Here is a 14,077-nt window from a genome sequence, read left to right as displayed (position 1 = left end):
TCAGGGATGGGAGATTCATGGGATCCAGCCGTGCTTTCGCCCTGAGTCCGCGCCCGCGCCCGCGCCCACGGACGCACCGTCGACGTCCACGACCCCAACCTCAATGTCCGCGCGCGCCTCTTTGTTCCCAGGGAATCCACCTGCCAGCGGTCTCTGCGATGGCTGTGGAGGCGGGCGTTTTAGTGGCCGGGCACGGACGGCTCTGTTGAGATGCCCGGGCCGGCACTTCTGGGGCCGCTGCGGCTTGTGGATGTCTTCCGCAGGCCAAGTCTGTTGCCTGGCGCTCATGGAGGCGTGGGAAAAATCCTGCCAAAGGTGTTGGGCCGCCGGGTGCCCGCTTCGGTCAGTGCGAGGAGACCATCTTGCAGGAACAGAAGCTGTCTCCTGACCAGTGAAGCCACCTCCCGCACCGGGGTTGGGTGACTGGCTTCTCAGCCAGGGGCGGATGGCACAGAGGCGCACCCTGTTCGCTGGGTGCGCGTCATAATGTCCCCCACGCATTCAGCACGTTTCGCCGCGTGCTTCAGATCGCCCGCGGCCTGATCTGCGCCGCATGTATGCCTTCCCGGTGGATTCCGGGCTGCCAGCGGTGAGGCTTGCGCCGACGACGTCAGACGGTCAGCAGTGAACCGGGCTGTAGAACGCGGCACCCCAGCTGGAATGGTCGGTCCCGCCAGGCCCGAAGCTTGCGTCCAGGATGATGCATTGGCCTCCGGCCTTTTGCGTGTTCGTGTAGACCGGTCCGGCGTAGTAGGAGTAGTAGCCGCGCGAGGCATCGTCGGGTCCGTATGAGGGGTAGTTCGCGATCAAATTTTCACGGTACATCTTCACGCCATATGTGGGGCCGTAGGCGTATGCCACGGAGCAGTTCTTGCGCGCTGAGGCGTTCCAGTACACGTCAATGGAGCCGGTCTTCGTGCCCGGTTTTCCGAAACGGTAGTCCTTGCTATAGGTCGGCACGGTGATGGGGTGTGAGCCGATATACGCGTATCCCGTACCGCATGGGCCTGCTGCGGAGGCCGGAACCGCTGCGACGAGCGAGGCACCGGTCGTGGCCGTGACTGCGACGAGCAGCGAGAGACATTTGTGCTTCAGTATGCCCGGTGTGTGTTTCATAACTTCTCCAACGTCCTGGGATGGCTTGTGCGGCACGATCATATAAGCACAACGAATTGAATAACTATAGTGTGCAGGCTGATACAGATCACCGTGCGGCAGACCGGACCAGCCGCACCGAAGGTTTGTGGGAATGCCGTCGATCCTTCGTCAGCAACCTGCGATCGCCAACGCCGCAGCGGATCTTTCACCACCCGGACGGCTGGATTCCGTCAATTGGGGCGCTCTACACTGCGATGCCAGGGAGTGATCGCTGGAGCGGCGGAGTCGAAGCCGCAGCGGTTAGCCGGCCGGTGCCGGTTCCAACGCGTCGGGATCAACTCCGGCCCGTAGACGAATTCGTTGCCGTAGTCGTAGCCGGGCTGCATAACGACTTGCGTGGCGATCTCGACCGTGTGTGGGTACTCCCCGGTCGCGAACCGTTCCATGATGGATCCGGCCACCTCCGCCATCGGCGTATTGCCTGCTATGGGCAGTGCGGCTTCCCGGAGGGCGAACCCGTAGATGTAGCTGTCCAGCAGGGAGTAGGCCCGGGCGGCCTGTTGGACGGTAAAGCCCTCGGTGCGCAGTGTCGCCAGGGTTGCCTCGTGGTGCCGGAGGGTCGCCGGGCCGGGAGCTTTGCGGGATTCCAGCAGCCGGACCGCCCATGGATGCCGGCGCAGCGTTTCGCGTGCCGAGTGGGCGCGGCGGCGCATCTGATCCTTCCACTCACCCACTGCCTCCGGTGCCTGGATCTCGGTGAAGACGAGGTCCACGAGGCCGTACGGCGGGGCAATTGTGCAAGCGTGCTTGCACGATTGCTTTCGCCATCCGTGGTTTGTCTCACGGGATGGAAGTGGGTTCCACCCGGCCGGAACCCGGAATGAATCAGCAATGTTGCAACTGCCTGTTGCAACATTGCTGGCTTGTGTCCTGCGGCGGGGGCGCACGAACACCTGCGCTGGCAGTTTCGTGGTGAGAAATCCGTGGCCGCCGCGGACGGGAAGTGGAGCCTATCGGACAATTTGGTGACGATCAAAGGACCAGGGATTTGGTCATATCCCGGCCCAACGCCCGTTCCGGAGGATCCGGGGTACTCGAGCTCATCCGCCGGTAGCGGCCAATACGGCCGGCAACGTTAAGGGCCACTGTCGAACATCGCGCCGGGGGCGGTGAAGATGGCGCCCTCCTGACGCGCCAAAGTCATGGAGACTTACATGCGGTTGCCCACTGTTTGAGTGCCTCCAGGTCAGTGGCGCCTGTCCTCGTCAGCGACCTCCCGGGCCGCCATGCTGGCCAGTGGCGTCCCAGCGGGGCAGATCCGATCCACCAGTTCGGTAAGTTCCCGGGGCCGGAACGGCTTGACCAGGTACGCAGCCGCTCCCGAAGCGAGGCCGGCCAACTCATCGTGGGGTTCGGCGTGGGCGGTGACGATCAGCAGGGGCGCGTCGGATAACTTTCTGATGTCATGCGCGACGTCCAGGCCATCACCATCGGGCAGGCCCAGGTCGACCGTGACGAGCACCAGTGGGAGAGCCTTGGCAGCCCGCACGGCATCCCGGGCGCTGGATACGGCGTGTACCTCGAAGCCTATGCCGGTCAGGATGAGCGTGAGCAGATTTCGAATGTCCTGGTCATCCTCGATGACAAGGCAAACGCCCCTCGAACCCCACGATCCCAATTCGCACCCCCCGGTTGCTGTTTCGGTCCCAGTCTATGCCGGGTCGCTCGCAACCCGTAGGGAGTGCCCTGCACCGCGCTGAGCCGCATCACCTGAAAAGACTGCATCCCGAAGAGGCTTCCCGGGGCGCGTTTCAAAATCAGACGATCGCCATCATCAGGACCGGCATCATCGGATGGGCCGGCCTTCGCGTTCGCGCTCGAGCTTCTGCTGCTTCGTCGTCGCCTCACGTGCCTTGTCCCGGACGTAGAGTGCGTCCTTGTGCGCCAGCGGCGCGTCATGGAGGTTGTGCGAGCCGCGCAAAAAGTTCGACGTCCGGTCGGCAATGGAATAGGCCACGGCCTGCTCGACCACCGCGCTGGTCTGAGGGAGCTCAGTTAGTTCCTCCTGCAGCTGAAGCAACAGCACATCCTGTCCCCGCTCGGCGGCCGCAAGAGCCTCCAGGCGGGCCACAACGCTGCCCAGCAGCGGGTCGAGTGGACGGAAGAGTTCGGCTGCGCGCTTAGTGGCCGGGTCCGCCTCGATGCGCAGATCCAGTTGCGCCAGCAGGAACGCTGTCACGAGCGTCCTATCAGCATTCCATCCAGCCATCCCAGCCCGCTCAGCAACCAACCCAGCTTGGCTAAACCTCGTGGGTCAGGCCGCGGTCCACAATTCTCAAGAAGACGGTACTCCTGGCTGGCACCCGATAACAGGGACCCGTCGGAATCTCTGCGACGACTGCCCGAACCGGCTGCGGTGAGGGCGAGGTGGCGTGAGAGGGCGACCGTCTTTTCATCCACTTGAACGCGGTACTCATCTGAATGCAGGCAAGGTTGAAACCTCCGAGATCGGATACGAGGCAGCCACCCTTTACCGCCATGATCACCACCGGGGCTTTGGAAACCCGATCTCCGCACCGGACGGCATCCAGCGGCGCTCAGCGACGAAGCGACGCCGGCCATGGGCGCATGCGGTCTTTTCGCGGCGATGACGGAGCTGGATCCGGGGCCAATGGAACTTTGCGTGGATACCTTGTGGAATTATGTGGATCTAATAGGGTGGGGAGGGTTAAAGTGTGTTTAGTGATCGCATGGACAATGGCTGTTCCAACATGGCATACCCGCTTGAGGCCCATGGCAAACGATCTTAGTTAGTTAGGACACCGGAAAGAATGGTCTCTCCAACGAAGCAGCCGGCCGCTGTACGACGCCGAAGAATTCTCGAGCTGATGAATGAGGGCGATTACCTTCGTCCGGCTGATATTGCGGCTGTTATGTCCGTGTCGGGGGAAACCATCAGGCGTGACCTCATGGCGCTGGAACGCTCGGGGGCTCTGAAACGGATTCACGGCGGAGCCATGGCGCCGGCACGGGTCATCGACACCGAGCCCGACCGGGCCAACAGGTCGATGGAATTTCCTCAGGAAAAAGAGGAGATCGGGGCAGCTGTTGCTGCGCTGGTGGCAGATGATGACACCGTATTCCTTGATGTGGGAACGACGGTGGAGGCGGCCGCGCGTGCGCTCCCGTCAACATTCCACGGGATAGTCATCACCAACAGCCTGATTGTTGGATCCATTCTGGGAGATCGCCCGAGCATCGAGCTCTATGTTCTGGGCGGACGTATTCGAGCCGGCGAAATGACGACCTATGGTCCTGACGCGCTGGCGCAAATCCGAAGCTTCAACGCCAATTGGGCGTTCCTTGGCGCGGGAGGCGTCGACGCCACCGCAGGACTGACGGACTACTCCACTGAAGACGTCGCAACCAAGCAACTAATGATCGAGAAAGCCGCCAAGACCTACATTCTGGCGGTAGGCGACAAGCTGGGACGTATTGCGGTCCGGCAGGTATGCGATCTGGACAGTGTCAGCGGCGTAATAACGGACAGAAAAGCTGATCCCGTTCAGGTGAGCGTATTGCGCAAAGCCGGCGTTGACGTCGTCCTTGGCACCACACGGAACTAACGCACGTTGACAGGTCTCCAGCCGTACGTTTGGTCCGGAGACGAGGTTTTCAGCCCCTGGCTTTGCCTCACTGCGCCTGACAACTGAATGTTCCCCACGGATAGCCCTGACCCCGAGGGCGTGGCCTACGAACAGGTATTCGCTGCCACATTGGAGGGCCGCCGGGAACAGATGCGCGGCCGTGCACTGCCGTTGGGATGCGGCCAGGAGGTGCACCGGCCCTAAGATTCCACTGGTGATTTTCCCTGGCACATGACGACCATCCGACATCGGCGGTTTCGCGGCTGCACCTGCGGGCAGGGTGCTGGGTCCACGACCTGCTGGTCTAATGCGCCTCGCAGATCGTGTAACCGCAAGTAACGTCAGGGGTAGTTTCGACGGTGTAGTCGCCAGGCCCTGTTCGGGTCACCCTGATACCTTCGCTGAGTGCCAGGGCATCGGGAATGAGGCTCTCCACCGCTGAGTTGAGTAAATCGTCAAGCATGCCCGCATCGGTAACCGAGACACGCCGGATGAGGTTAGGTGCTTGGATCATGCTTCTTCCTCGAAATTAGTTGTGTGAGCGACGAGCTGCTGGATGCCCGCGTGGCAGGCGGCAACGCCGGGCCTAGGCAATGACGGCAACGCCCTTGTTCTGTTCGAGGGCTTCCCGTATGTCTGCCGGCGGCTCCGCGTCGGTAATGAGCCCCGTCAGGTCTTGAAAGCCGACGACGCGGTGCCGTGCTATCCGGCCAAACTTCGTTGCATCCGCGAGGGCGTATGAGATTGCCGAGTTCTGAATGATGACCCTCCGGACCGCAGCCTCTTCAAGGTAGTAGCCTGTCAGGCCTGCCTCGGCGTCGATCCCGCCGGAGCTGAGGAAGGCAATGTCGGGATGAAGGTCTCTGAAGAAGGTCTGGGCGTTCGAATTCGACAGTGCCATGTCCCCGCCACGTAGCCTGCCGCCGGCTACGTGGACAACCAGGTTGGGATGGTTGGAGAGTTCGACGGCAACCAGAAGTGAGCTGGTCGCGACGGTGCCACGATAGTCAAGGGGTATTGCACGGGCCAGGCTAAGAGCTGTCGTTCCGACGTCCAGGACGATGAATTGGCCAGGTTTCAATAGCGCGGCAGCAGCTTTCCCGATTCGTTCCTTGGCGTGGCTGGCAACTTTGGCGCGTTCTGCAAAGGATGGTTCTTCCCCTGGCGGCAAGGGCAGGGGAGCGGTTGCCCCACCGTGTACACGTGAGAGCAGACCACGCTTCTCCAGCAACGCAAGGTCCCGTCGGATGGTCTCGTTGGAAACAGAAAGCGATAATGCGAGATCCTCCGTGCTCACCACCCCGGTCCCGTGGAGCCTGTGCACGATCTGCCGGTGCCGTTCAGCTACGAGCATCGTTGCCCGCTTGTGAGGTTTTTCGTGGATTCATGCTTCCAAGTATGGATAATTGCACCAATATCCGCAATGCTGAAGCCTGATTTCGTGACCACGAATGACCGAATGAACTCCTGAACGGCGGCGGCGGGTCGGGCGGGAACCCCTCGCGGAGCAGCGCCGGGCCTGCAAATTCTCTCTCGCGTACCGGCGGGGACCGTTGACATTCCCGCGCCATTTCGGGCTTTTTCATCTATCGCGGCAGACCTGCAGCCGAGGCTGATGCCGATGGTCGCCGTCACAGTTTGATGTAACCCTTGACACACAGACTTCCACAGCCTCACACTGATATCCACAAAACTCCACGTTTTCGGACATCGCTCATCAGCGTTGCACCACCAACTCATCTCAGGAGAATGCATTGTCAACAACCAAACTGCGTTTGCTCAAGGGCGTAGCTCTTCTCGCTCTTCCTGCTTTTGCCCTCACCGCATGCGGTGGCTCGCCTTCCGCATCATCGGGCAACGGGAACGATGTGTCCGGCGAGCTGGTCTTCAGCATCTATCCGGGTGTCTTCCAGGACAACTACGTCAAAGCCGTCGTAGAGCCTTTCCAAAAGCTTCACCCCGACCTGAACATCTCGTTCGTGCAGGCCCGCACCAGCGCCGAGTCACTGGCCTCCCTTCGGGCAGAGAAGGCCAATCCCAGCGTTGACGTCTCCCTGCTGGATTACGCCGTGGCCCGTACCGCGAACAAAGAGGGCATCTTCCAGGCGCTCGACCCCGCAGCTGTTCCGAACCTTGCCGACCTGGACCCCAAAGCCAAGGTCGACGGCAACCTGGGAGCGGGCGTGACCTTTGACAGCGTGGCTCTGATGTACAACACCAAGGCCGTTTCCAGTGAACCGCAGTCATGGGAAGCCCTGTGGGAGGATCCCGCTGCCGCCGGCAAGATCGCCATCATCGGCCCGCCGGACCTTACGAGCACCGTCGGTTTGACCGCAATCACGACCAAGATGGAGGGCGGGGACTACACCAGGTCAGTCGATCCGGGCATCGCCAAGCTGGCGAAGCTTTCCCCCCGCGTTCAGACCTGGAATCCCCAGCCGGACCCTTACACCATGGTGCAGAGCGGCGACGCCTCATACGGTGTCGGCTGGAACGCCCGGGCGCAGCTTTTCGCGGATGACTCCAACGGTGCGATGAAGGCTGTCCTGCCCAAGGAAGGCACAATTCTCCAGATCAACACGCTCAACCTGGTCAAGGACTCACCCAACCCCGCGGCAGCGCAGGCGTTCATCAACTATGCCCTCGGCGCTGATGCCCAGTCTTCATTCTCCAAACTCATGTCATACGCCCCCACCAACACCAAAGCCAAACTCCCCGCGGACATCCTCACCAAGATCCCTGTTGCTGACCCGGCAAAGGCCGACCGGATCATTGCGCCGAACTGGGATGTCATGGTCTCCCAGCGCGACACCTGGGCTACCCGGTTGAAGACAGAAGTTGTGGGTGCGAAGTAAATGACAGGCACCCCTGGGTATCTCGAAATCAGTTCACTCACAAAGCGCTACAAAGAGGGAATTGCACCCGCAGTTGGAGACGTCTCCCTCAGCGTGGCAGAAGGCGAATTCCTGGCTCTGCTCGGCCCGTCGGGGTGCGGCAAGACCACAACGCTGCGCATGATCGCCGGCCTCATTGACCCGACGTCCGGAACCGTCAGGGTGGCCGGCAAAGACATCACCCACGCCCCGGTCCATAAACGTTCAGTGGGCATGGTGTTCCAGAGCTACGCGCTCTTCCCACACCTGGACGTAAAATCCAACGTTGCCTACGGCCTGCAGATGCGACGTGTACCCAAGACAGAGATCGCCACCCGCGTCAATGAAGCCCTGAAGCTTGTCCGCCTGGACCACCTGGCGGACCGGCGCATCACGGCTCTTTCGGGCGGGCAGCAGCAGCGCGTTGCCCTGGCGAGGGCAATCGTGATCAATCCTCAGCTGTTCCTCATGGATGAACCCCTGTCCAACCTGGACGCGAAACTGCGCGATGCGATGCGCAACGAGATCCGTGGCATCCAGCAAAGGATGGGGATCACTTCCGTCTTTGTCACCCATGACCAGGGCGAAGCCTTGACGATGGCGGACAAAATTGCAGTCATGTCCGAGGGAAAGCTCGAGCAGTTCGGGTCCCCAACGGAAATCTATGAACGTCCGGCAACGCGCTTTGTTGCCGAATTCGTAGGACAGGCAAATCTCGTAGAGAACGTCCGGGTAATCCCTGACGGTGGCCGCGCGGGCATGATCGAACTGCCGGGCGCCGGACGGCTGGCCGTTCCCCGCGTTTCCGGTGAATACCGTGACGGGGCGACGGCCATGATCCGGCCGCACCAGCTTGAAGTACGGCCTGCGGCCCGTCCTGGAGACATCCCGGCCCGGATCCGCTCGTCCGTCTACTTCGGCGACACCGTCCAGTACGAGGTCGAAGCTGGAGCCAACCTCCTGAAAGTGCAGATGTTCGCTGACGGAGCTCCGGCACTGCCGGTGGGCTCGGACGCCGCAATCGGCACAACCACCGACTGCGTGCACTTCATCGCCGCTTGAGCAACACCCACAATTTTTAAGGATTGACACATGTCCATAATCGAAAATCCGAACGGGCAGCCCATCGCCGCCGACCTGCTGGAGAAACTTCGACGGGTCAGTTATCCCACCCTTGGCCACTTCCATGAGCGCGGCTTCGTCGACTCGGGGATCCGTTCCCACCTCCACGGCAGTAAGATCGTTGGCCGGGCCGTCACCGTCCACATCCCAGGAATCGATTCCTCGCTGATGCATCGTGCCGTTGCCCTGGTGGAACCAGGCGATGTTCTGGTGGTCAGCACAGGCGGTGACCGCCGGCATGCTCCTGTTGGCGAAGTCGTCGCGTATGCGGCCAAGGTCGCTGGGGCATCGGCGATCCTCATCGATGGGGTCATGACCGACGTCGTTGAGGTCGCCAGGATCGGTATCCCGGTCTTTGCCCGCGGCACGAGCCTCCTGACCACGAAACTGCTGGGCATCGCCCAGGGCGGCGTGAATGTCTCCGTGGTCATCGGTGACGTCGCTGTGTCCGCCGGGGACATCATCCTCGCTGATGACAACGGCGTGCTGGCCATCTCCGCCCGGGAAGCCGCGGAGCTGATCGACACGGCACTGGACTCTGACGCGAACGAGGGCAAACTCCTCAGGAAGCTTGACGAGGGTGTCCCGCTGCCGGACGTCACCATCGCCAACCGCGTCCTGGCGGACGCCCTTGGTCTGGTGGACAGCAATGTCCAATGAGGTAATCCTCCGGGACGCGCCCAGGACTGTCCTGCCACCTGAGGGCGGGAAGCCTAAGGCCAAGGGCAAGTCCTGGACGTCGTTCCTGAAGCTGGCTCCCGGGCTGATCCTGCTCGGTATCGTCTTCGGTGTCCCATTGGCCTGGCTGCTGCGGATGTCGTTCAATGCTGCTCTTCCGGGCGGGCTCATTCAGGAGGGCGTGAGCCTCAACTCCTACTCGACATTTTTCGAAGCCTCGTTCAATCTCGAGTTGATCTGGCGCACCCTCGGCCTGGGCGTCGTCGTCACGGCCGGCGCCTTCCTCCTGGGCTATCCGCTAGCTCTGTTTCTGCTGCGCACGCAATCGAGATTCAAGAGTCTGCTTCTGGTCCTGGCCCTGGCTCCGTTGCTCACCAGCGCAGTGGTCAGGACATTCGGATGGATGGCAATTCTCGGAGACCGTGGCATCGTCAACTCGGCGCTGACGGGCATGGGACTTATTTCAGAACCCCTGAAGCTGGCAAACAACGAGCTGGGTGTCGCGATCTCCCTCACCGAAATCCTGATGCCCTACATGATCCTCACCGTCGCCACCGGCTCGTCCCGGCTCAATGATGCGGTGCTGGAAGCTTCGGCCACCCTCGGAGGCAACGCTGTGAGGACTTTCTTCCGGATAATACTCCCGCTCACGCTGCCGGGGATCCTCACAGGGTGCCTGTTGGTTTTCGTGCTCACCATCAGTTCGTTCGTGACGCCGGCCCTTGTCGGGGGCGGACGGGTGTTCCTGCTGGCCACCGAGATTTATGACCAGGCTGTCCAGTCGCTGAACTGGCCCCTGGGCTCGGCCATCTCGTTCATACTCATCGCCCTGTTCGCCGGTGTCCTTGTGGGCTACCAGCGACTGATGGCCCGCCTCGACTGGAACCGCAGCTAATGAAAACCAAGGCTCTCAACCGCTGGCTGATCCGGGCCGGCGTCACCCTGATATTTCTCTTCCTCCTCGCACCAATTTTGATCACTGTTGTCATCTCGTTCTCCGCCGACAACATTCTGAAATTCCCGCCAACCGGCTGGAGCTTCAAGTGGTACGCCACCCTGTTTGCCAATCGTGATTTCAAGGGTGCCTTCCAAGTCAGCCTGATGGTTGCCGGCGGCGCCTCCCTCCTTGCAGCGGCTGTGTCCATCCCTGCGGCCATGGCAATCGCCCGCGGAAAATTCCGTGGAAAGACCGCGGTGGAGAGCTTCTTCCTCGCGCCCCTTCTGGTACCGGCTATCGTGGTCGGTCTCGGACTCCTCCTGGTCTTTAGTCCCCTCGGCCTCAAAGGGACCTATCAGGGCCTCATCCTCGCGAATGCCGGACTTGTGATCCCCTACGTCATCCGCACCACCTTGCTCAGCCTGACCACCATGGACGCAAGATGTGAAGAAGCTGCCCAGACTCTTGGCGCGCCTCCCCTCACGGTGTTCAGGACCGTCACGTTGCCTCTCATCATCCCCGGCGTCTTGTCAGGTGTGGTCCTGGCCTTCCTTCTAACGTTCGATGAAGCTGTCGTCAGCCTCTTCCTGGTCTCAAGCCGCGTCAGGACACTGCCCATCGCGATGTTTGATTACGTGCAGACCAGGACCGATCCTCAACTAGCCGCCGTTTCGACATTGCTGATCGTGCTTAGCCTCGTCATCGTCGTTGTCATCGAACGCATCATCGGTCTTCGTCGAGTCCTTACCTAGCATGATCCAAAAGAAAGAGCAGTCATGAGCCTCCGAATTGCCACGGCGCAGTTCCCTGCAACACCCGAAAAACACGACAATCGCGACAGCATCACGGCATTGGTGGAACAGGCTGCGGCCGAGGGCGCGCGCCTGGTTGTTCTTCCTGAAAACGCCATGTACAGCCATCCTGATTCATCCACGGATCTGTTTCCCATCGCAGAGTCCCTCGAAGGTGATTTCGTTCAGTTCATCGCCCGGTCTGCCCGGACCCACAACATCTGGATCGTCATCGGGATGACTGAAAGCGTCCCCGACCTCAGGAAGGTCCACAACACAGTCATTGCGGTGGATGATCAGGGAAGACTCGCCGCCCAGTACCGCAAGGTTCACCTGTACGACGCCTTCGGCTACCGCGAATCAGATGCCGTCGAACCGGGTGTCATTACTGACCCGGCAACTTTCACGGTGGACGGCATCACGGTCGGCCTCATGACGTGCTACGACCTCCGCTTTCCTGAGTCGGCCCGCCGGGTCACCGACGCCGGGGCCAGCGTCATTGCCTTGCCCGCCGCGTGGGTGGCAGGACCGATGAAGGAGGATCACTGGTGGACGCTGCTTCGCGCCCGCGCCCTGGAGAACACGGTATATGTAGTTGCCTCCGGCCAGACGGGGCCGGTGTGCATCGGCCAGTCGGCGATCATTGATCCCTTCGGTGTCGTCACCGCCGCCGCGGGACCGCATCCGGGAGTTATTTCCTCGAAGGTCAGCAATGAACGGGTAACTGAGGTCCGGCAGACGGTGCCGGTTCTCGGTCACCGCCGTTTTTCGGTTGTGGAGCGTGCGGTCAATGTCTGAGCCAACGCAACCCAGAGGCAGGCTTTTCGAAGACCGTTCCAACTGCGGCGCCCGCCTGCTCGGAGCCATGAGCTGGACAGACGCGGCGGCTGCCGTTGACGAAAACCCCGTGGTACTGCTGCCCATCGGCGCCATCGAACAGCACGGAGCGCACCTCCCGCTGGACGAGGACGCACTGGTGGCCGACCACGTAGCCAAAGTCGTCTCCGCGTCAACGGGGGCTATCGTTGCCCCGACCATCCCCTATGGGCATTCACATAATCTCCGTGGATATGCCGGCACCATCAGCCTGCCGCAGCAACTCCTCACCGACCTGGTAGTTGCAGTTGGCTCCGAACTGGTGAGGCACGGGTTCCGGCGGATTGTCCTCGTGGACGGCAACGGCGGGAACCTCGGGGCGACGGCGGCCGCAGCGTTCGAGCTGAAAGACCGGTTCGGCATTCTCGTGGGCCGGCTATACCCCTGGGGTCTTGGATATTCGCTGATGCGTGATTTGTATAAGGATCCTGACCGGGTCTACGGCCACGGAGCAGAACCTGAACTGTCAGCGATGATGGCGATGTTCCCGGAAGAAGTACATATGGAGAAGGCGGTCACCCCGGAACTTACCCGGTTCCAGGGCTGGACCCCTGCCAGCTATATCCAGGCATCCATACCGCCCCACGGACTTCCGGGCGAAATCTTCTGGGACTTTTCTGACATCTGCCCCTCCGGTGTCACCGGTGACTTCAGCGAATCCTCCCCGGAAATGGGACAGGCCTGGATCGACCGTGTCATCGGATTCTGCACTGACTATGTCCGGGAATATGACCGGAACACTGCCGGGAGCACTACCGACCACGCAGGCGAAAGCGCCGTACGTACGGAGTCCCGCCTCTCAGTTTCCACCACCGCACGTTGAAAAGAGAACAACAATGACTGAAATGTCTTACGAAGACGACGCCGACCTCTCCATCATCCAGGGCCGCTCTGTAGCTGTCATCGGGTACGGATCCCAAGGCCACGCCCACGCGCTGAGCCTGCGCGATTCCGGCGTCGACGTCCGCGTCGGCCTTAAGGAGGGCTCGAAGTCCCGGGCCAAGGCCGAAGCCGAGGGACTGCGTGTCCTGAGTGTGGCCGACGCTGCTGCCGAGGCAGACTTGATCATGATCCTGGCCCCGGACCAGGTCCAGCGACACATCTATACAGAGCACATCGCCCCAAATCTCCAGGCTGGCGACGCCCTGTTCTTCGCCCACGGCTTCAACATCCGCTACAACTACATCAAGGCTCCGGCAGATGTCGACGTAGCTCTGGTGGCACCCAAGGGGCCGGGCCACATTGTGCGCCGCGAATTCGAAGCCGGCCGCGGAGTTCCAGCCTTGATCGCCATCGAGCAAGACGCGTCCGGCAAAGCCAAGGAACTGGCCCTGGCCTACGCTAAGGCAATCGGCGGAGCCCGCGCCGGCGTCATCGAAACCACCTTCACCGAAGAAACCGAGACGGACCTCTTCGGTGAGCAGGCTGTTCTATGCGGCGGCATCTCCCACCTCATTCAGTACGGCTTCGAGACCCTGACGGAAGCCGGCTACCAGCCGGAGGTGGCCTACTTTGAGACATTGCACGAAGTGAAGCTCATTGTTGACCTGATGGTCGAGGGCGGCATCGCCAAGCAGCGCTGGAGCGTCTCGGACACGGCAGAATTCGGCGACTACGTTTCCGGGCCTCGGGTCATCTCCCCGCAGGTGAAGGAGAACATGAAAGCTGTCCTCGCTGACATCCAGGACGGCACCTTCGCCAGGCGCTTTATCGAAGACCAGGACGCCGGCGCCCCCGAATTTGCCGCCCTTCGCAAAGAGGAAGAAGGACACCCGATCGAGGAAACCGGCCGGGACCTGCGTAGGCTCTTCGCTTGGGCCCGCACAGACGACGATTACACTGAAGGCTCGGTCGCCCGATAACTACCTGACGTGCAAACGCCATGCCCTCGCTCACTGGAGCGGGGCATGGCGTTTTGTGTTGCGCCCAATTAAGACAGTCGTGGGAGGCCGAAGGATCCTCACCGACGTCCCGTAAAGATCGCAAACCGTTGCCGCAGTCGCGCCGTTCATCATTGCCTGCGCTTGGGACACGGGCCGCACCACGGGCGCAGGA

15 protein-coding genes are annotated in these 14,077 nt (G+C 61.4%); 9 read left to right on the top strand and 6 right to left on the bottom strand.

What is annotated here, in order from left to right:
* Window positions 1-618: 618 nt before the first annotated feature.
* The 4 genes from ACFRAU_RS07685 to ACFRAU_RS07670 all read right to left on the bottom strand — a co-directional run bounded on the left by ACFRAU_RS07685 (window position 619) and on the right by ACFRAU_RS07670 (window position 3,337).
* Entirely contained in the window at window positions 619-1,116 is a 498-nt protein-coding gene (locus ACFRAU_RS07685) for a hypothetical protein (protein ID WP_377999421.1), read from the bottom strand.
* 212 nt (window positions 1,117-1,328) lie between these two features.
* Window positions 1,329-1,871: a TetR/AcrR family transcriptional regulator C-terminal domain-containing protein gene (locus ACFRAU_RS07680; protein ID WP_377999420.1), complete on the bottom strand. Its 543-nt coding sequence runs from the start codon at window positions 1,869-1,871 to the stop codon at window positions 1,329-1,331.
* 473 nt (window positions 1,872-2,344) lie between these two features.
* A complete protein-coding gene (locus ACFRAU_RS07675; RefSeq protein WP_377999419.1) occupies window positions 2,345-2,776 on the bottom strand; it encodes a response regulator transcription factor in 432 nt (143 codons plus the stop codon).
* A gap of 168 nt (window positions 2,777-2,944) precedes the next feature.
* Window positions 2,945-3,337, bottom strand: a complete 393-nt coding sequence (locus ACFRAU_RS07670) for a hypothetical protein (RefSeq protein WP_377999418.1) — start codon at window positions 3,335-3,337, stop codon at window positions 2,945-2,947.
* 592 nt (window positions 3,338-3,929) lie between these two features.
* Between ACFRAU_RS07670 and ACFRAU_RS07665 the strand changes: the two genes are divergently transcribed.
* Window positions 3,930-4,724: a DeoR/GlpR family DNA-binding transcription regulator gene (locus ACFRAU_RS07665; protein ID WP_377999417.1), complete on the top strand. Its 795-nt coding sequence runs from the start codon at window positions 3,930-3,932 to the stop codon at window positions 4,722-4,724.
* Between the two features lie 325 nt (window positions 4,725-5,049).
* On the opposite strand, the gene ACFRAU_RS07660 is transcribed toward ACFRAU_RS07665, so the two are convergent.
* On the bottom strand, window positions 5,050-5,259 hold the full coding sequence (locus ACFRAU_RS07660; protein WP_377999416.1) for a hypothetical protein: 210 nt from the start codon (window positions 5,257-5,259) through the stop codon (window positions 5,050-5,052).
* 72 nt (window positions 5,260-5,331) lie between these two features.
* Entirely contained in the window at window positions 5,332-6,099 is a 768-nt protein-coding gene (locus tag ACFRAU_RS07655) for a DeoR/GlpR family DNA-binding transcription regulator (RefSeq protein WP_377999415.1), read from the bottom strand.
* Between the two features lie 400 nt (window positions 6,100-6,499).
* On the opposite strand from ACFRAU_RS07655, the gene ACFRAU_RS07650 reads away from it, so the two are divergent.
* The 8 genes from ACFRAU_RS07650 (at window position 6,500) to ilvC (ending at window position 13,884) form a co-directional block, all read left to right on the top strand.
* On the top strand, window positions 6,500-7,600 hold the full coding sequence (locus tag ACFRAU_RS07650) for an ABC transporter substrate-binding protein (RefSeq protein WP_377999414.1): 1,101 nt from the start codon (window positions 6,500-6,502) through the stop codon (window positions 7,598-7,600).
* Complete coding sequence (locus ACFRAU_RS07645) at window positions 7,601-8,680, top strand: ABC transporter ATP-binding protein (RefSeq protein WP_377999413.1); 1,080 nt, start codon at window positions 7,601-7,603, stop codon at window positions 8,678-8,680.
* A 30-nt stretch (window positions 8,681-8,710) separates the two neighbouring features.
* Window positions 8,711-9,400: an RraA family protein gene (locus ACFRAU_RS07640; RefSeq protein WP_377999412.1), complete on the top strand. Its 690-nt coding sequence runs from the start codon at window positions 8,711-8,713 to the stop codon at window positions 9,398-9,400.
* A complete protein-coding gene (locus ACFRAU_RS07635; RefSeq protein ID WP_377999411.1) occupies window positions 9,390-10,313 on the top strand; it encodes an ABC transporter permease in 924 nt (307 codons plus the stop codon). Before ACFRAU_RS07640 ends, ACFRAU_RS07635 begins: the two co-directional genes overlap by 11 nt.
* On the top strand, window positions 10,313-11,107 hold the full coding sequence (locus ACFRAU_RS07630) for an ABC transporter permease (protein WP_377999410.1): 795 nt from the start codon (window positions 10,313-10,315) through the stop codon (window positions 11,105-11,107). Before ACFRAU_RS07635 ends, ACFRAU_RS07630 begins: the two co-directional genes overlap by 1 nt.
* Before the next feature lie 24 nt (window positions 11,108-11,131).
* The gene (locus tag ACFRAU_RS07625) at window positions 11,132-11,944 is read left to right on the top strand and encodes a carbon-nitrogen hydrolase family protein (protein WP_377999409.1); all 813 of its coding nucleotides are present in this window, start codon (window positions 11,132-11,134) and stop codon (window positions 11,942-11,944) included.
* Window positions 11,945-12,011: 67 nt separating this feature from the next.
* Window positions 12,012-12,845: a creatininase family protein gene (locus ACFRAU_RS07620; RefSeq protein WP_377999408.1), complete on the top strand. Its 834-nt coding sequence runs from the start codon at window positions 12,012-12,014 to the stop codon at window positions 12,843-12,845.
* Window positions 12,846-12,858: 13 nt separating this feature from the next.
* Entirely contained in the window at window positions 12,859-13,884 is a 1,026-nt protein-coding gene (ilvC, locus tag ACFRAU_RS07615; protein ID WP_377999407.1) for a ketol-acid reductoisomerase, read from the top strand.
* Window positions 13,885-14,077 lie beyond the last annotated feature (193 nt).

Source organism: Arthrobacter sp. NPDC056691, assembly GCF_042791415.1.
Lineage (GTDB): Bacteria > Actinomycetota > Actinomycetes > Actinomycetales > Micrococcaceae > Arthrobacter.
The sequence above is the reverse complement of the archived record's forward strand: the minus strand, read 5'-3'. Positions and strand labels throughout refer to the sequence as shown.

Bases quoted from the DNA above. Each gene is read 5' to 3' on its own strand.
- ACFRAU_RS07685 (WP_377999421.1), bottom strand. From the start codon at position 1,116: ATGAAACACACACCGGGCATACTGAAGCACAAATGTCTCTCGCTGCTC.
- ACFRAU_RS07665 (WP_377999417.1), top strand. From the start codon at position 3,930: ATGGTCTCTCCAACGAAGCAGCCGGCCGCTGTACGACGCCGAAGAATT.
- ACFRAU_RS07660 (WP_377999416.1), bottom strand. From the start codon at position 5,259: ATGATCCAAGCACCTAACCTCATCCGGCGTGTCTCGGTTACCGATGCG.
- ACFRAU_RS07655 (WP_377999415.1), bottom strand. From the start codon at position 6,099: ATGCTCGTAGCTGAACGGCACCGGCAGATCGTGCACAGGCTCCACGGG.
- ACFRAU_RS07645 (WP_377999413.1), top strand. From the start codon at position 7,601: ATGACAGGCACCCCTGGGTATCTCGAAATCAGTTCACTCACAAAGCGC.
- ACFRAU_RS07640 (WP_377999412.1), top strand. From the start codon at position 8,711: ATGTCCATAATCGAAAATCCGAACGGGCAGCCCATCGCCGCCGACCTG.
- ACFRAU_RS07635 (WP_377999411.1), top strand. From the start codon at position 9,390: ATGTCCAATGAGGTAATCCTCCGGGACGCGCCCAGGACTGTCCTGCCA.
- ACFRAU_RS07630 (WP_377999410.1), top strand. From the start codon at position 10,313: ATGAAAACCAAGGCTCTCAACCGCTGGCTGATCCGGGCCGGCGTCACC.
- ACFRAU_RS07625 (WP_377999409.1), top strand. From the start codon at position 11,132: ATGAGCCTCCGAATTGCCACGGCGCAGTTCCCTGCAACACCCGAAAAA.
- ACFRAU_RS07620 (WP_377999408.1), top strand. From the start codon at position 12,012: ATGAGCTGGACAGACGCGGCGGCTGCCGTTGACGAAAACCCCGTGGTA.
- ilvC (WP_377999407.1), top strand. From the start codon at position 12,859: ATGACTGAAATGTCTTACGAAGACGACGCCGACCTCTCCATCATCCAG.